Below are 16,046 nucleotides of genomic sequence, written 5' to 3'. Positions count from 1 at the left end.
ATGAAGCGCCATGGAAACCAGTACGATTGGTCCATCGATTCTCGATGCGGTTGTGCACATGAGAATGAGCGGTGGGTAACACGATCTTCGTTATCCACCGATCGTTCGATTGTGTGGAACCGCTAACGGACGTTATCCACCAGGTGGGCAGCGGAGAGACGCAGCGGTTATCTCGGAGCTATCCACGTGTGGGCAACGTCCGTTGCATCCAGCCCGAGCATCAGCGAGGTCCGCATCGGCTGTTCGCAGTCCGGGCTGCCCGAGGGGTGGGCGGCCGCTAACCGTTAGGTTTGGTAGGGAAGATGCGCCGGTTCGCAAGTCGCGGCCGGGGCAGGATCAGATACAGGTCTTGAACGCAGGATGAGTGAAGGGGACGAGTCATCATGGCAGCACCAAGGAAGTCAGCGCAGCAGGTCGCGGCACGCGAAAAAGCTAGGGCGAAAGCCCAAGAACTGACCGAGCGGCACGAGCGGTTGATCGACCTGGCGGCGGAGTTCTTCGAGCAGCAGCAGCAGACCGATCAGATCCGCGCCGAGGCGCAGGAGCGGGCCGATGCGATCCTGGCGAAAGCCGAGGAAGATGCCGAGGCGGCCGCGAAAGAAGCCGGCGCGAAGGTGCAGCAGATGCTCGACACCGGAGAGAGCCGCGCAGCGGTCGCCGCCCGGCTTGGGCTCAGTACCGCCGAGCTGAAGCGGGCCCTGGAAGGGGCCGGCACCAGCTCGCCCTCCGGAGAAGCGCGGACCGAGCCGACCCTGGCGGCAACAGCGGACGACGTCGCGGAACAGGTCGCGGCAGAGACCAAGGCCGCGTAGCGGACGACGCTCCAGCGGGCAGCACGAAGTGAGGGAACCGACGTATGTCGGTCCCCTCTTCTGTGGGCAACGCATCTGCGTGGTCCTTCCTCCTGGTCGTGTCGGTGTGTGGCGCGGCCGGGGCGCGCGTACCTGGTGCGCGGCACTCGAGCCGGGTCGAGATTGAGTGCGAGGACAGCGGTTCGTCGCCGGCCACTACAGCTCGAGGTTCCCGTAACGGCGGCGAACCGCCCCACCCACCAGCGGTAAGCCGACCGGCATCCCCTCCCCCTGCCCTGACTACCCGGGCCGGGGCTGGTGGTGCAGGGCTGTCGCTTCCTGCACCACCGGTGCCCGGTGCTACTCGGCCGCGTACTCTTCCGCGATCATCTCCTCCTCGTCCGCGTGGACTTCCCCGAACGTCTCGCCCGGCTCTGCCTGCGCTTCCGGCTCGTTGTCCTGAGCTTCGTCCTGCGTCTCGACCGGTTCGGCGTCCGGCATCTCTGGCGCGGGTTCCGGTGCTGGTTTCGGGGTTGGTGCAGGTGCGGGGTGGGTGATGAGTCGTTCCACGTCGCTGAGTTCGTAGCCCCAAGTGGCCAGTTGCGTCAGGTAGTGCTTGGCGGTGGGGTCGGACCCGCGCCATGACTGGCGGCTCATACGCTTCTCGTATCCCGTGAGGACCATCGCGAGGGCGTTGGTTTCGTGACGGGCGTTGGGGCGGCTGGTGATCTTCGCCAGCTCCGAGCTGGTGCCGAACCCGGTGGCCTTTGGCTCCCTGCCGGTGAGCAGTTCGGCGGCGAAGTCGCTGTGCTTGGAGAGTCCTTCGGCGACGGTGTACGCGTGGACTCCCATCGCGTGGGCGACGAAGCGGAGCGCGTTCTTCGGGGCGGTCTTGCCTTTGAGCAGTCCCTTTACAAAGTTGATGCGGACCACCTCAGCTTCTCTGCACTTTGCAAGTGCCTCAGATCGGCCGGGCCCGGTAAGAGTTGTGCGGTTCCCTGAACTCTTTCGAACTTTGTTTCCAGCGTGCTGATGCGGTCAGCCCCTCCCGAGAGCCAGAGCGAGAACCGCTTGTTGCACGGGTAGTAGCGATGCTTTGAAGTTGTGTCCTACGAAGGCGGGGCTGTCGATTGCTTCGGCTGACACTTCCCGTCCACGTTGAAAGGGCGGGCACGGCGCAAGTTGTACGCTCTCCGGGGCCTGTTTCAGCAACGAGGCTGTGATGATGAACGGTGCCAGCTCGTCCGTGTGAGTGCCGGGAGCATCCGTGATAATGACGTCGGCTGAGGCAACCGCCGCATCGAGGTCATCGGTCCACCGAGTACCTGGTGTCGCCAGCGCTGCTGGGCAGCATTGAACTAGATTCAACCCGAATGCTTTGGCCCCCTCAGACCACGCTCTCGCGATATTTCCATCGGCGCCCACGAAAAGGAAACGGAGCTGGTCGAGATCGCGGGTGCGAGAAATCGCGTAGAGATCAGAGAGGACTTCGCAGGGATGGTTATCTGCCGTCATGGCATTGACGACTGGAAGGGCATTAGATGCGGCTAGCCCTTCGAGGATGCTGATGTTCTGGTGCCTAACAACGAGCACATCGACCCACGACGCCAAGTAGCCCGCAACATCTTCGAGTGCTTCAGGCTTATCGAGTGTCTCAGGCGGAATGGTGATCGGCTGTAGCCCCATGAGCGTGGCGCCTCGTTCGAATGACACCCTAGTCCGGAGGCTCGATGGAGGGAAGAAGAGCGCTGCGCATCCGTTGAAACGAGGGCCGTTTCCGGCACTGTATTCATCGGCCAGGCGGAAGACATCTCGCAGTTCGGTCGTGGTCCAGTCGTCGAGTCGAAGAAGGTGGCGCATACCTAAACGATAGAGCGATCACCGGCAATTGTTCGGCGCCCACGCGTGGTCTTGAAGCAGGTGGTTAGCGTGAAAACCGGGCCTATTCGGAGCTCAGCAGGGGATGAACCAATCAATCTCCCGGAGTACGCACGACTGGGATGCCTAGGTCGGTTGCGCCGAATCGGGCCATCCGTTGTGCATCTTGCCGCTTGCCTTGTAGGAACTGGAGGGTGAGGTCGATGCCTTCGAGTTCGCCGAGCCAGCCCTTGGTTTGGGCGAGTTCGCGCCGGGTGATGAGGTCTTCGTTGATTTCGTCGAGGCGGCTGATCATCTTAGGGTCGACCTGTAGCAGGGGGCAGCGGATGCAGGCATGTTCATGTTCGCAGGGGGTGGCGTAGGGGCGCCCGCAGTTGCCGAGCTCGACTTTGCGTTTGTCGAAGTGTTCTTCGAATTCGGTCCATTCTTCAGCGGTCGGGGGTCGGTATTCCTGGGCTGCTCGGGCGGCCCGGCGTCCGGCGAGGTGGGTCTGGTAGTGGCGGATGACGTCTTCCTGAAAGACGGTGACGTAGCCGTGGGTGGTCTGCACGTCGAGGTGTCCGAGGAGGGCTGCTCCGATGTGGATGGGTAGGCCGTGGTTGACGAGGTCGGTGGCAAACAGGCGGCGGAAGTCGTGCGGGGTGAACCTGCAGCCGGCCAGCGCGGGGTGGTCGACCGCGAGGGCATCGCTGAGCTTATTTAGTTCTGCGCGCAGTGTTTCAGGGCTGATGACTTCGGTGCGCTGCCCGATGGTGCGTTGGAATAGGAACGGTTGCGGTTCGCTGGTGATTCGTTCGTGCTTGTCATAGCGCGTTGCTAGCGGCACGCTGCGACGGTTTCGGGTGAGCCGGCGGATGATCGTCGCGATTACATGGAACAGTTCGGGGGTCATCGGGATCACGCGCTCACGGTCGGTCTTGGACGGAGCGACCACGAGCAGGGCCACAACTTCCCCGTTGGGCCGGGCGTACTGGCGGATGCTCAATTGCGACAACTCCAGGAGTTCCTCGCACCGCAGTCCGGTATGCCGCAATGTCTCCACGGCAGCCCACTGCCAGAACGAAGCGTCCTCGGTGAACGTGACATTGACCGCCCGCCCGGTCAACTCATCGAGCACCCGGATGTTGGGCCGCCCATGAATCTCGGCGTGCCGGGCATCACCGACGGTCCACAACCGCCTGTAGTGCTTTGCTCCGACGGTCAGTGCCTGGTCCGGTTCGGCAATAGTCGCGGCTTCCAAGAGTTCATGCACGTGGTCCCGGCGGGCAGTGACGGCGGCGACGAAGGCAGGAAGGACTGGTTGAAGCAGGCGTATGCGGCCATCCAGACGTTCTTTAGCTCTGCGTTTCGCTTTCGCCTGTGACCTGATCTCCCTGCTGCCGACGGGGCTGGGTGCAACCCACCTGGCCCATCGTTCTGGTTCTTGAGCCGCCCAACCTTGAATGTCGAGGTAGAACGCGCGAATGTTCGTCAGGATCGCGTCTGTGCTCAGGCGCGGTCGTCCGTCGAGGCGAACTTCCAGCAGTGCCCGCCAACTCTCGTAATCTTCCGGCGTGAGGGCGAGATTCGTCTGGGCTGGATTGATTTTCAGGAGTCCGGTCCAGAACTTCCCGCAAAGGTCCGCGGCTAGATCCCGCAACGACGAGTAGTCGATGTCGTGGCTGCGCCGGGTCAGGTACGCCACAAACAGGGCGTTGATGTCACGGTCGACGATGTTGTGGCGGTCGACGAGTTCGGCGGGCGTCATCGCCGGGGACCGCATCGCTCCGCGCAGCGTTGCAGGAACATGCGCAGGGAAATGCCCGGATTCCGCCAGGACCCGCCAGGCGAGGTGGCCGACATAGGCCTCGTAGCCGGCGCCCCAACCTCCGTCGCGTGTGGCTATCGCGTAGTGCAGCAACGCTTCCGCGCTCAGATCGGCGAACGCGATGCCCTGGGTCGTCAACGCGGCGGCAACATCGAAGCGGGCGCACCTCTTGAAATGCCCTGAGGTTTCGCTCCGGTCGAGCAATGCCAGAAACCGCTCCAGCTCCGGATCATTCTGCGCATGTTCAAACTGTTCGTGGTAGCGGACGAAGCTGCTAATCCGGAAAGCTGCGAGGGACGGCCGGATCACGCGCAAGCAACACAGCAGCATCAGTGAATGCCCCAGTTCCCCGTCCAGACGAAGGTTGCCCGTGGTCAGATCCCGGACGCGGCGGTGCCCATCATTGAGTCCAGAAGCCACCCATCGTTCTTGCCACGTCCGGCCTGGGTGCCCCTCGAGGTAGCCCAGCAACCACCCCAAACCCGCGCGCCGAAGTGAGCACCTCGGTTGAGATCGCGGCCAAATCGCATCCACCAAACCGTTGATCGTCTCCAGAGAAGCAGTGTCCAGGTCTCCTTGCGGACGCGGCGGGACGCTCGGTGGGGGCGCCGGCGCGGGCATGATGACGCTGCGGACCGGTCTCCTCACAGACGATGCCGGCTCGATACGCCGCTGCTCAGGGCGCCTAAGGGGCCTAACCACCGAACACGACCGTGAAGTCATCCGCGTCATATCCCGGTGTCAGGGTGGGTTCCGGTCGCGGAGCGGCGAAGTGCTCCTGCACCTTCTCGAACACCTCATCAATGCGCGGACGCAGGTACGGCGCCATCGACGACACCCTCCGATGGCGGGTCACCGCCATCACCTCGGGCACGGTCAGATTCGGGTCCGACACCATCCGATTGATCGTCGTATGCCGCAGATCATGCAGAGACCAGTCCGTGCCCAGCACGGTATTCGCGCGCTGAAGGACCCGCCGAGCCGCGTGATAGTTCAACGGTCGCGTCTTCCCGTGCAGAGCCCGCCAAATCAGTTCGTCTGGTCTCGGAGTGCCGTGCTCATGGAAGTACGCCGCTAAATGCTGCAAGGATTCTGGAGACGCTGGAACCGGCTCCAACGCCCTGGACCCCTTGGACACGACCCAGACCCGCTGCCCTGCCCAGTCCACCTGATCACCCCGGACCCCGAGAAGCTCGCTCGCCCGGGCACCCGATGACAAATACAAGCTCACGAGTGCCTTATCGCGGCTCGTCCGTAACGCGCCCATCAGCTCATCAACAAGATCATCCGTCATTGACCTCGGCGCCAGCACGGCCGCCTTCTGCCTCAACGGCGCACGACGCACGCCCGGAATCTCTTCCATCGGGCTGCGATGCGCAAGCCGGGCTCGACGGCCAGGGCTCTCCGGCACCGGGTTCATCACGGGCCCCCGGCTAAAACGAGCGTGGAAGACATAGAAGGAAGCAAGAACAGCCAGCGCATGATTGATCGTCGCCGGCGCATACCCCGCAGCCAGTGACCGCTTTCCCGTCCGCGGATTCATCAACCGGTCCGCGCTCCCCCGCCGCTGGGGATTAACAGCCGAACGCATCCAACCCACCAGGACCTCAACCTCCAAGCGGCCCGCCCGGTCCCACGGAACGCCGATCAGTTGCAGCACCCGCCACCAGCGCAGCAAGTCATTTCCATACGACCGCACCGTCAACGGGCTCATATCCGTCAACACGAGATCACGCAGGAACACCGAAAACGGCTCGATCTCCAGCCCTGCCTCATCAACCACGACATACGGCAGCAAACCTGCTGCGGTTCGCTGGACTGCGCCAATGCCAGGCAACCCAATCTGACCCTCGAGCAACTTGAGCCGCATATCGTCCACGATGACCACCTCTCCGGAGTGCTGGGCCTCAGTCTCCCCGAAGTTCAGTCAACAGGACGGCGTCCCATGCCTTGTTGTTCTCGATCACGGTCCGGCGTTCGGCTTTTTCCTCCTCGCTCATCTTCCCGGCGCGGGGCGCGCCGGGCTTGGTGAAGCCTGCGGCCTTCCAGTCGCTGTTGATGTAGGTCGTGGTGACTCCCGAGTAGGTCCACCGGACGTAGGCGGCGTCGGCGTCCTCTACTGTCAGTGCGCCGCCGTCGGCGGTGCGCAGGTCGCCGATCTTGGCCATGGGCCCCTTGTAGTCGTAGTAGGCGATTGAGTCGTCCTCGATGAGGGTCAACCCTGCGGCTTCGGCTTCGGCCTTCGCGGCCGCGACAGCGGCCTCTCGGGCGCGGTCGTCGCGGATGCGCTGGGCGGTGTGGTCGAAGCTCTGCGGGTTCTCCTTGGCCGTGGTTTCGAGCTTCACGATCGCTTCGGTGTCTCCGGCGAATTCCTCGATCACTGCGGCCATGTCCAGCGTCATGCCCGCGGCGAGGAACGCGGTCGCGGTGTCGTCGGCGCGGACCTTCAGGGCCGCGTCCACGGTGGTTTTCTTCGCCCCGGTCTTGCGGGCGATCTGCGTGGCAGACACACCGAGCAGGGACAGCTGGTGGAATGCTTCGGCGCGGTCGTGGTCGGTCAGTTCGCGCCGCTGGTCGTTCTCCACGATCTGCTTCGCGAGCCGGTCGGCTTCGGTGAGGGAGTCGACCACGTACACGGGCATGGTGTCGAGGTTGTTTTCAACGGCGGCGAGGGTGCGGCGCTGGCCGTACAGGACGTGCAGGGTGCCGTCCTCGGTGCGATGGGCGACGACGGGCTGAATGACTCCGTGCTCCTTGATGGAGGACAGGAAAGCCTTGTCCAGCTGGGCCTCGGCGCGCACATTCGTGTCGATGGTCAGGGTGGCGGGGTTGATCTGTTCCAGAACAGACATAGCGGTTGTGCTCCTTAGCGATGCAGGTGAGTGGTGTCGGGACCCTTGGTGACCAGCAGTGGATCCTTCCCCCGTTGTTTTTTGCCTGCTGGCGAGCTCGCTCGCTCGTTCCCGACGGAGCAGTGTGCAACCCGGAGGGCGGTGGTGGTGGGAAAACTCGAAGGAAATAAGCGACGAAGGAGCGCCGTAGAGGTTTGTCGCCGGCACCGTCGGCGCAGCCGATTGACGCTGTGGAGCGGGGACGGATAATCCGAAGGAATCTCAATGATGTTGTCAACGTCCGCGCCGTGCTCCAAGGCACTTCTTCAAGAGACATGGCGAGAGGGATCTGCACTCAGATGGGGCGCTCATTAAGCCCATGCACCGAGGTAAGTGACCTGACTCAGGGGTCGACCGTGAGTCACTCCATACTTCGCACTGCGCTAGAAAGGTTTCAGCCGTCGTGTCTGGCGAATGACGGTGACTAGGGTGCGGGTGGTGTGTCGATCGCTTTCAAGTGCCTGTTCGCGGCGTAAGCGGCGAACGTGACTAGCAAAGGGAAAGCGATGAGGACGATGGGCCTGGGATCGTTAAGCGCGACGTATGCCACACCCACCCATGCAAGTGTCGCCGCGTAGTAGACGGGAACCATCAGGCTCGCACCCAGCGTCAACGTGGTTCCGTGTGGGAGCAAACCATCCACGCGTGCTCCAGTCGCAGCCTTGATGGTTGCCCTACCCTGCCGCCGTGTCGGCATGCTCGTCCTGGATGTGCGGCTCGCCCAGATAGCCGCAGCTGCGACGACTAATGGCACCCCCAGCAGCACGAAGACGAGCCCGTTCGGACTCACGACTAACATCGCCAGGACCCCGATCCACGTGACGACGGCTAGGAACCTCGTGACCACGGCGAGTTGATGGGCGACCTGTACTCGGTCTGGCAGGGCGATGGCGAGTTCATCGGTGTCTGGCATGACGGCTCCTAGCCCTGCGAGTAGCGACGGAGATACTGCTGGTGGGGATATCAGAGCACGTATTTCCTTATTCCGCCACGGATTCTCCCCTCAGCGCTCCTTCCACCTGAGCGAAACGATCAAGTTCCATACGCGATCGTCCTCAGAGTGCAGACGACAGTCTCGGGTGCAGCTCGTGCTGAGCTTCGTATTGCACGTTGTCGCGGAGCATGGCCCAAAGGACGTTGAGGCGGCGACGTGCCAGGCAGATGAGGGCCTGGGTATGCGATTTACCTTCGGCTCGCTTGCGGTCGTAGTACGTCCTGGAGGGTGGGTTGCTTTTCAGGCTGGACATTGCTGATAGGTAAAAGACCCGCATGAGCCGGCGATCGTAGCGTCGGGGACGGTGATTATTGCCGGAGATCCGGCCCGAATCTCTCGGGACCGGGGCGAGGCCCGCGACGCCGGCGAGGCGATCCGCGCCGTCAAACGCTGCCATGTCCCCGCCGGTCGCCCCGAGGAACTCGGCGCTCAGGACGGGCCCAAAACCCGGCATGCTCAGCAGGATGCTGGTGTGCCGGTGATCGAGAACCCGGGCACTGATCAGCGCATCAAGGTCCGCGAGCTCGCGTTCCAAATCAAGGACATCCTGGGCCAAGGCCGCGACCATCATTTCCCCGACCCGTTGTGCTGGCACCACGGTGTACTGGGACTTCGCTGCGGTCAGGGCCTTTTCAGCGACCAGGGCGCTGCTACGGGCACCGTGCTTCTTCAACCAGGCGTGTACCCGAGCCTCACCAGCTCGGCGCAGGGCCTCGGGTGTCCGGTACCGGGTCAGAAGCATCAGCGCGGCTTTGGACCGGCTGTAGTCAAAGGCCTGCTCGAGAGCGGGAAAGTACTCCAGCAACTGGGCGCGCAGCCGGTTGATAGCCCGCACACGATCGATTGCCTTGTCGGCTCGGCGGGAGGTCAGGATCCGCAAATCGACGCTCACCTCATCCCCCACCCGCAGGGGCTGTAGATCCCTGCGCATCCGCGCCTGGTCAGCGATCACCAGTGCGTCCTTCGCATCGGTCTTCCCATCACCGCGGTACGTCTTGGACGCGTGATGAACCGTGCGACCCGGGATGTAGAGCAGCCGCTGATCATGAACAGCCAGCAGGGCGATCAGCAATGCCGCTCCCCCATGGTTCAAGTCCGTCGCCCACACCACTTCACCCCCACCAGGATTACCGGTGAGGCCGGCGACGTCGGCGATCAGGTTCAGCAGGGCACTCTCGTCATTGGCGACCCGCTGCGAATACAGGCGGGTCCCGTCCGTGTCGATCACTACGCAATGGTGATGGGTCTTACCAGCATCTACACCAGCCCACAGCTGCGCCATCGCAGCCTCCAATCATCTCGGCATCCAGTAAAGCCCAGCAGATAACCGCGCCGTCGTGTCCTTATCCAGCGAGCTTCAGTCGCGTCTCTCAATCAGCGGTCGGGCCATCACGGGAACGGCAGGCGGCCAATCCTACGAAGCCGTCACGACAAGCGCCCGGCACAGCAGACAAAGCCATACCCACCACCCCTGGGTAGCCGAAACACTACAACTGCCCCGGAAACCACCCGCTCAACAACATAAGGACAGCAGCAAAAACATCAGGGTCGGGTGCGACGAAGGAGCGCCCGGGCCTTGTCAGGCCGGAGCGAAGCGAGAGGACCGTTGCCTTGGTTGGAGCGCCAGCGGAAACCAGGGAAGCACTACAGGTGACACACCCGCGGCCGCCGGCCTCGCATCGTTTGTCCCTGGGCTGCAGCGGCAGCAGTAGGTGAAAGCCCGGAAGGCTAAGTGGGCGACCGTTCACGGTGGTGGCCGCCGGCTACCGGAGGGTTAAAAGATGGAAGCGGGAGGCTGCACCACCAGCTCCCGCTTCCGTACTGCTTTTCTTGCATTCCCCTGCATCGAGGAAATCTATGGGGCCCGGTTCTTCTCTTCCTCGAGAGTCCGTCGGCCTGGCCGGAGGGCTCCCGGTGCTACCGGTTCCCACTTCCTGCCGTTGTTGTGCTTGCGCTGCAGGCGCTTCACCTCACGCATCACAGCTGCTTCGATCAAGTCTGTCACAGACCGGTACCCCTCAGCATTGCCTGCGGCAAGGAACGCAGCTCGCACCTGGTCAGCGTCGTCCTGCGCGAAGTACGGGGTGAAAGACGCCGGTTTGCTCTTACTCACCTACTGCTCCTCGTTATCGAAGGCTCCCGGCGGCGGCGGTGGCTTGGTGTCACCGCGCAGCTGTTCGAGGTCAGTCCTGCTGTAGGTCTGAATGAGGTCCTTCCACTCTGCTGGCGGCTGGAACTTATGCAGCGGGCAAAGGGTGATCTGCTCATCCGCGACATAGGCCCAGAGCTTGGGTGTTCCGTTCCCTGTAGTGGTCAGTGGGGATGTCCGACCGCACTCGGCGCATTCCGCGACGCGTTCGCTCGTTGGCGAGTCCATAGGCATCCTTCCAGTATGTCAGCGCACCGCCTAGGTTTCGTGCTGTCCGCCTGGGTGCTGGTGTGCCGCGCAGCGGCTTTAGATGATGTTGCCGTTAGGCCAGTCGTAGAGTCGGGCGAGGCGGACGGTGGACGTCGGTGTGCCGTCTTCGGTGAACTCGAACCCTGAGTGTTCGTGGCTTCCGCCGGCGTGCGCGATCGCTGCGAGGACGAGGGCTAGCACGTCGCGGTCCAGGCCCGGGATGACGTCTCCGAGGTCGACCAGCGCTCCCCCGTCGCCGAGGGAAGCGACCAGCAGCAGGAACCGGCGTTCGCCACCGGAAAGCCCTCCAAGGTTCTCCTCGATCGCCTCGAAATCGACGTAGGGCCAGCGGCTGCCCATCCCGATCCAGGGCTGCCCCGGCTTGGCGAATCGGCCCTCATGAGCCCGGATCAGCAATTCCGTTGCTGCCTCGATCGTGTAGGTGCCTTTCGCCCATGACCTCAGCCCGCAGTGATGCTCGTTCGTGAGCGCTTGCGTCTCGGGGGTGCTGGTCATGGGTTTCTCTCTCCTACTAGGCGCCCTACAGGGCAGGTCACTGTGATTGGCGTGGTGCGTTGGTGGCCAGCGTAGGGCCGGCCACCGACGCTTGTCCTTAGAGGGTGCGTGAACCCTGCGGGTCTAAAACGGGGGTTCACTCTCGGGTCCGTTGCCCCATCCACCGGCACTACTAGAACCAGCTCCTGCAGGGGCTCCCCACGGATCATCGGCGGGCTGCTGCTGCCACGCGGTATTGCCTTGGTTGCCCGGTCCGCCTTGCTGCGCTCCCCCATCCTGGCCGCTGTTGCCGGATCCGCTGCGCTGGGTGCGGGTGACTTTCGCCGAGGCGTAGCGCAGGCTCGGTCCGACCTCGTCGACCTCGAGTTCCATGACGGTGCGCTTCTCGCCTTCCTTGGTGTCGTAGCTGCGGGACTTCAACCGGCCTTGGGCGATGACGCGGGTTCCCTTGGTCAGGGTCTCGGCGACATTCTCGGCCGACTCGCGCCAGACATTGCAGCGCAGGAACAGGGTTTCCCCGTCCTTCCAGTCGTTGGACTGCCGGTCGAACGTGCGCGGGGTGCTCGCGATGGTGAAGTTCGCGACCGCTGACCCGCTGGGGGTGAAGCGGAGTTCGGGATCCGCGGTGAGGTTCCCGATGACGGTGATGACGGTTTCTCCGGCCATGATGCTCAACTGCCTTTCGTATGGGGTGCTGGTGTTGTCGTTGAATGTCGGTGCTGCTGGTAGCTACTGAGTGCTGGGACTGGCGGACAAGGCTTGTAATGCAAGGCTTGTTTTACAAGCCTTGTCCGCGGCTGCTTACTTGGCTCCGTCGAGGGCGATGACCTGGTTGATCTTGGTGGGGTTCAGGCCGGACCAGTGGTCCTCGCTGCCGCCCTTTTCGTAGACCACGACGGGCGCCTGGCTGTAGCCGAGCTCCTCGGTGATGTAGGCCAGTGCCTGGTCGTTGGTGGTGATGTCCACGGTGTTGAACTGGACGCCGGCGGCGTCGAACAGTTCCTTCGTCTTCTTGCATCCGAAGCACCCGGTGGGCTTCTCGAAGATGGTGATGGTCATGGCGCTCAGTCCTTGGTTACGTGTGGGTTTTAGTGAGAATCGACTGCTGTGCTGCTGGTACTAATTCTACCGTTTATCCATCTGAATAAACAGCGCTTCGACCCGACAATTCCAGTTATTTTTGACTCTGGTTTTGGTCCGCTGGACCGATGATTTCCAGCTGGGACCAGCTCTTGTGCGATTCTCCGGCGGCTTCGTGGAAGTGCCGGTGGTCGCGCAGCTCGGAGCGGGCTTCGATGTAGCGGCGGACGTCTTCGGCGCATATGTCGGCCTTGTCGTAGACGGGCTGGATCCAGTCATTGTCTTTGGGATTCTCCTGCAGCCAGGCGAGCATTGCGTCTTCGTCGACGGCGATCCGGACGTAGTCGGCCTGGGTGACACGGTTCATGGAGAAAAGCATTTCGGGCATCAGTGCTTGCCTGCTTTCGGGCTAGTGGGATGAAGCTGGTGAGGTGGAGGGCCGGGCCGCACCCTGCCCGCTGGGGCGGGGTGCGGCCTTCGTCAGCGAGTCCTAGCAGCGGTGGATGCATCCGTAGGGCTTGGTGAACTCGTCGTCCAGCTCCTCGGCCGTGGCGGGCAGGTGGGCCGGGCCGTCGGCTTGTCCGTGATTCCAGTACCAGAAGACCTCTGCGGTGATCGCCTTATGGCAGGCGTCCTCGGCGCGGTACCAGTGGGTGTAGGTGTCGCCCTCGATGTAGGTCCCGTACCCGTACAGGGTGCCGGTCTCGTCCCGGTGGGTGGCGGTGGCGAAGAAGACGTAGGGCCAGGACCCGGCGTCCCATCCATCGGTGCCCCACGCGCCCATGACCTTCCAGGGGCTTCCGGTGAGGGTGTCGAGCCAGTCGTACCCGTCGCCGGTGCGGTCATCCACGGGCAGGACGGGGGCGGTGATGGTTTCCTCGGTGTCCTTCGTGGTGGTGCTGACCAGAACTGCGGTATCGGTGTTCACGGTGTTGCTCCTTCTGATGCAGGTGGTGAGGTCGTGAGGCCTTGGTGACCAGCAGTGGCCTCTCTCCCCCGTTGTTTTTTGCCTGCTGGCGAGCTCGCTCGCTCGTTCCCGACGGAGCAGTGCTCAACGCCGTAGGTGCGAGGGTGTGCTGATCCTGGGAGGAAATAAGCGACGCAGGAGCGCCGGACAGGATCGGTGTGCCCGATGCCGGCGGAGCCGGTTGATGCTGTGGAGCGGGGGCGCATAATCCGAAGGACAGCAGCAAAAACGTCAGGGTCGGGTGCGACGAAGGAGCGCCCGGACCTCATCAGGCCGGAGCGAAGCGAGAGGACCATTGCCCTGGTTGGAGCGCCAGCGGAAACCAGGGCAGCAGTGAGCCGCTGGCCACCTGCGGGCGCCAGCCAGAAATCCCAGCAACGACGAAGGGCCGGCACCCGTCGGTGCCGGCCGTTACTCAACTACTCAAATACTCATTCACTCATCGGCGTCGACCAGGCGCGGAACTGAACGCCGGCGCGGCCGAGGCTCAGTCGAGCCAGTCCGGGCGGCCGGCGAGGCCGAGCCGGTAGCGCGCCGCATCCACGGAGGGGCTGTGCGGCCCGAGGGCCAGCTGGAAGGTACGTAACTGCAAGCGGGTGCGCTGTAAGCGGAGGCGAGCCGCGGGCGAGCGGTCGCCGCGGCCGGGCACCCCGGCGAGGGGAGCCACGGACGGGGAGATGACCAGCGCGCCGGCGCTTGCGATGCCGCTGTAGAAGATCCGCTCGGCCCGGTTCAGCCCGTCCGGTGCGGAGAGGAAGGTCAGCAGCTCGGCGGGGACGGGTTCGAGGTCGGGTTCCAGCGCGCGCAGTGCCTCATCGAGTTCCCGGCGGTTGACCGGGAGATCCTCGGCCCCGAGGGTCCGGGCGCTGCGGGACCAGTCGGCGACATAGGTGTCGGCCCAGTTGCGGCCGAACTGCGGTGCCAGGTCGTGGCCGACGGCCTCGTGGGCCCCGAGGAAGGCATCGGTGAAGGCCAGGTGCACCCAGCGCAGTAGCGCGGGGTCGGATGCGGAGTAGGCGCGGCCGTCGTCGGTGGTACCGCTGACCCGCCCGTGCATGCGGCGGACCCGTGCCGAGTCCCGCTCGGCAAGTTCCGCGGAGCCGAAGGTGGTGATGGTGAGCCAGCGCGCGGTCCCGGCGAGGCGGGCCCAGGGGTCACTGCGGTAGGAGGAGTGCCGGGCGACTCCGGCCATCGCCAGCGGGTGTGCGCCCTGGCCGAGGAGGGCCGCGACGCCGCCGACCAACGTGGAAAGGCCACCGTGGACCTGCCAGACGACGCCGTCGGGTTCGAACAAGCCTGGGCCCTCCCCAACCAGGGCGATGTCGCGCACCCAGTCCGGCGCCCCAGTGGGGTCACCGGAGACCCGGGCACGGAACGCGCTGCGGACGCGGTGAGCCAGGTCGGTGGGGCGCGGGATCGAGCTCACAGGCATGATGCTCCAACGACGGTAGGTCAGGTACGACGGACACCCAAGACAGGACTCCACTACGAAGCGTAGAACACGGCACTGACACGGCGATGGCAGAGGTGCCTCCCATGCTCAGGGGAGGGTTGGGGCTTCTGGGTCGAGGCCGGCGAGCAGGAGCCGGATGATCGGTTCGTTCCATCCGTGCTCGAGGAGGGCTATGCGCAGCTCGACGGAGCGGGCACGGAACTGGCGCGGCCGACACCGCGCCACCGGAAGGTCGAGGCGTTGGCATGCCGGCCCTTCTGGGACCGGTCGAGCATGTTCAACGCCTGAGTACCGGGCAGCAGGTGCGTGTCAGTCGCGGTGCTGGAGTGGATGCACAGAGGGACGTCGCAGACGTGCATGAGCGTTGAAGCGGAGCGCTGTGGGAACGAAGCCCTCTGTTACGCGATGCCGGTGGCTCCAAGGAGGTTTCCTACGAGGTAAGTGAAGGCCATGGCCAGTGCCCCGCCCAGGACGAGGCGGATGACGGCCCTGCGTCGGGAACTGCTGCCGGCGTGGGCGCTGATGGCGCCGGTGATGGCCAGGGCGATCAGGACGGCGATGAAGGTGGCAGGGATCCTGATGTCGGCGGGGAAGAGCAGGATGGCCAGCAGTGGCAGGACTGCTCCTGCGGCGAAGGCTGCCGCGGATGCGAGGGCGGCGTGCCAGGGGTTGGCGACTTCGAGTTCGTCGATGTTGAGTTCGGCGGAGAGGTGGGCTGCGAGGGCGTCGTGCGCGGTGAGCTCGTTGGCGACCTGCCGTGCGGTTTCCGGGGACAGGCCTTTGTCCTCGTACAGGGACGCGAGTTCGGCGAGTTCACCGTCGGGGTCGTCGGCGAGTTCCTGGCGTTCCTTGTCGATGAGCGCTTCCTGGCTGTCGCGCTGGCTGCTGACTGATACGTATTCGCCCAGTGCCATCGACACGGATCCGCCGACGACGGCAGCTGTGCCGGCGACCAGGATCGGCGTGAGGGTGTTCGTCACTCCTGCCACGCCGATCACGGTGGCGGCGGTCGATACGATGCCGTCGTTGGCGCCGAGAACGGCGGCACGCAACCAGTTCAATCGTGCGGCAATTCCGGTGTCGTGCGGCTCGATGCGCGTCTGCTGGGCGTCGGTCATGGCGAGCAGTCAACCAGTTCAGCAGCGTCCGTACCACGCAGGAATGGCTTGCCTACCCCAGCCAAACGTCCCACCTCTTCGTCACTCCAGTACAACGAGACCGGTCGGCAACCATCAGCGCGAGCCCTTCCGGGCCCCCGCCGATAGCTGCCT

At 64.1% G+C, this 16,046-nt stretch carries 17 protein-coding genes; 1 reads left to right on the top strand and 16 read right to left on the bottom strand.

Annotated features, from left to right (window positions below; genetic code table 11):
* Positions 1-383: 383 nt before the first annotated feature.
* Positions 384-812, top strand: a complete 429-nt coding sequence (locus AC1MFI_RS14165) for a hypothetical protein (protein WP_479817676.1) — start codon at positions 384-386, stop codon at positions 810-812.
* A gap of 339 nt (positions 813-1,151) precedes the next feature.
* Here AC1MFI_RS14165 and AC1MFI_RS14160 read toward each other — a convergent pair whose 3' ends face one another.
* The 16 genes from AC1MFI_RS14160 to AC1MFI_RS14085 all read right to left on the bottom strand — a co-directional run bounded on the left by AC1MFI_RS14160 (position 1,152) and on the right by AC1MFI_RS14085 (position 15,893).
* Positions 1,152-1,724: a hypothetical protein gene (locus AC1MFI_RS14160; protein ID WP_479817674.1), complete on the bottom strand. Its 573-nt coding sequence runs from the start codon at positions 1,722-1,724 to the stop codon at positions 1,152-1,154.
* Between the two features lie 105 nt (positions 1,725-1,829).
* A complete protein-coding gene (locus tag AC1MFI_RS14155; RefSeq protein WP_479817673.1) occupies positions 1,830-2,651 on the bottom strand; it encodes an ornithine carbamoyltransferase in 822 nt (273 codons plus the stop codon).
* 112 nt (positions 2,652-2,763) lie between these two features.
* Positions 2,764-4,896 carry a tyrosine-type recombinase/integrase gene (locus AC1MFI_RS14150; protein WP_479817671.1) on the bottom strand — a complete coding sequence of 711 codons (2,133 nt, stop codon included), beginning with the start codon at positions 4,894-4,896 and terminating at the stop codon, positions 2,764-2,766.
* A gap of 274 nt (positions 4,897-5,170) precedes the next feature.
* The gene (locus tag AC1MFI_RS14145; protein WP_479820892.1) at positions 5,171-6,346 is read right to left on the bottom strand and encodes a tyrosine-type recombinase/integrase; all 1,176 of its coding nucleotides are present in this window, start codon (positions 6,344-6,346) and stop codon (positions 5,171-5,173) included.
* A 37-nt stretch (positions 6,347-6,383) separates the two neighbouring features.
* A complete protein-coding gene (locus AC1MFI_RS14140) occupies positions 6,384-7,328 on the bottom strand; it encodes a ParB/RepB/Spo0J family partition protein (protein WP_479817669.1) in 945 nt (314 codons plus the stop codon).
* 463 nt (positions 7,329-7,791) lie between these two features.
* Entirely contained in the window at positions 7,792-8,280 is a 489-nt protein-coding gene (locus AC1MFI_RS14135; protein ID WP_479817668.1) for a hypothetical protein, read from the bottom strand.
* A 142-nt stretch (positions 8,281-8,422) separates the two neighbouring features.
* Positions 8,423-9,643 carry an IS110 family RNA-guided transposase gene (locus AC1MFI_RS14130; protein ID WP_479817666.1) on the bottom strand — a complete coding sequence of 407 codons (1,221 nt, stop codon included), beginning with the start codon at positions 9,641-9,643 and terminating at the stop codon, positions 8,423-8,425.
* 573 nt (positions 9,644-10,216) lie between these two features.
* Complete coding sequence (locus AC1MFI_RS14125; protein WP_479817664.1) at positions 10,217-10,474, bottom strand: ParB family protein; 258 nt, start codon at positions 10,472-10,474, stop codon at positions 10,217-10,219.
* The gene (locus tag AC1MFI_RS14120) at positions 10,475-10,738 is read right to left on the bottom strand and encodes a hypothetical protein (RefSeq protein ID WP_479817663.1); all 264 of its coding nucleotides are present in this window, start codon (positions 10,736-10,738) and stop codon (positions 10,475-10,477) included.
* Positions 10,739-10,816: 78 nt separating this feature from the next.
* A complete protein-coding gene (locus AC1MFI_RS14115; protein ID WP_479817662.1) occupies positions 10,817-11,275 on the bottom strand; it encodes a hypothetical protein in 459 nt (152 codons plus the stop codon).
* Between the two features lie 123 nt (positions 11,276-11,398).
* Positions 11,399-11,941: a single-stranded DNA-binding protein gene (locus AC1MFI_RS14110; RefSeq protein WP_479817661.1), complete on the bottom strand. Its 543-nt coding sequence runs from the start codon at positions 11,939-11,941 to the stop codon at positions 11,399-11,401.
* 135 nt (positions 11,942-12,076) lie between these two features.
* Positions 12,077-12,334: a glutaredoxin family protein gene (locus tag AC1MFI_RS14105; protein ID WP_479817660.1), complete on the bottom strand. Its 258-nt coding sequence runs from the start codon at positions 12,332-12,334 to the stop codon at positions 12,077-12,079.
* A gap of 115 nt (positions 12,335-12,449) precedes the next feature.
* A complete protein-coding gene (locus tag AC1MFI_RS14100) occupies positions 12,450-12,722 on the bottom strand; it encodes a hypothetical protein (protein WP_479817659.1) in 273 nt (90 codons plus the stop codon).
* Between the two features lie 123 nt (positions 12,723-12,845).
* A complete protein-coding gene (locus AC1MFI_RS14095; protein WP_479817658.1) occupies positions 12,846-13,283 on the bottom strand; it encodes a hypothetical protein in 438 nt (145 codons plus the stop codon).
* A gap of 526 nt (positions 13,284-13,809) precedes the next feature.
* Positions 13,810-14,754 carry an oxygenase MpaB family protein gene (locus AC1MFI_RS14090; RefSeq protein WP_479817657.1) on the bottom strand — a complete coding sequence of 315 codons (945 nt, stop codon included), beginning with the start codon at positions 14,752-14,754 and terminating at the stop codon, positions 13,810-13,812.
* Positions 14,755-15,173: 419 nt separating this feature from the next.
* Positions 15,174-15,893 (bottom strand): VIT1/CCC1 transporter family protein, encoded by a 720-nt coding sequence (locus AC1MFI_RS14085; protein ID WP_479817656.1) that lies wholly within the window; start codon positions 15,891-15,893, stop codon positions 15,174-15,176.
* Between the last annotated feature and the right edge of the window lie 153 nt (positions 15,894-16,046).

The organism is Arthrobacter sp. BC5, from assembly GCF_056680255.1.
The sequence above is the reverse complement of the archived record's forward strand: the minus strand, read 5'-3'. Positions and strand labels throughout refer to the sequence as shown.

Coding starts and splice junctions, on each gene's coding strand:
- AC1MFI_RS14135 (WP_479817668.1), bottom strand. CDS start 8,280: ATGCCAGACACCGATGAACTCGCCATCGCCCTGCCAGACCGAGTACAG.
- AC1MFI_RS14130 (WP_479817666.1), bottom strand. CDS start 9,643: ATGGCGCAGCTGTGGGCTGGTGTAGATGCTGGTAAGACCCATCACCAT.
- AC1MFI_RS14155 (WP_479817673.1), bottom strand. CDS start 2,651: ATGCGCCACCTTCTTCGACTCGACGACTGGACCACGACCGAACTGCGA.
- AC1MFI_RS14115 (WP_479817662.1), bottom strand. CDS start 11,275: ATGACCAGCACCCCCGAGACGCAAGCGCTCACGAACGAGCATCACTGC.
- AC1MFI_RS14090 (WP_479817657.1), bottom strand. CDS start 14,754: ATGCCTGTGAGCTCGATCCCGCGCCCCACCGACCTGGCTCACCGCGTC.
- AC1MFI_RS14105 (WP_479817660.1), bottom strand. CDS start 12,334: ATGACCATCACCATCTTCGAGAAGCCCACCGGGTGCTTCGGATGCAAG.
- AC1MFI_RS14110 (WP_479817661.1), bottom strand. CDS start 11,941: ATGGCCGGAGAAACCGTCATCACCGTCATCGGGAACCTCACCGCGGAT.
- AC1MFI_RS14145 (WP_479820892.1), bottom strand. CDS start 6,346: ATGCGGCTCAAGTTGCTCGAGGGTCAGATTGGGTTGCCTGGCATTGGC.
- AC1MFI_RS14120 (WP_479817663.1), bottom strand. CDS start 10,738: ATGGACTCGCCAACGAGCGAACGCGTCGCGGAATGCGCCGAGTGCGGT.
- AC1MFI_RS14100 (WP_479817659.1), bottom strand. CDS start 12,722: ATGAACCGTGTCACCCAGGCCGACTACGTCCGGATCGCCGTCGACGAA.
- AC1MFI_RS14165 (WP_479817676.1), top strand. CDS start 384: ATGGCAGCACCAAGGAAGTCAGCGCAGCAGGTCGCGGCACGCGAAAAA.
- AC1MFI_RS14140 (WP_479817669.1), bottom strand. CDS start 7,328: ATGTCTGTTCTGGAACAGATCAACCCCGCCACCCTGACCATCGACACG.
- AC1MFI_RS14085 (WP_479817656.1), bottom strand. CDS start 15,893: ATGACCGACGCCCAGCAGACGCGCATCGAGCCGCACGACACCGGAATT.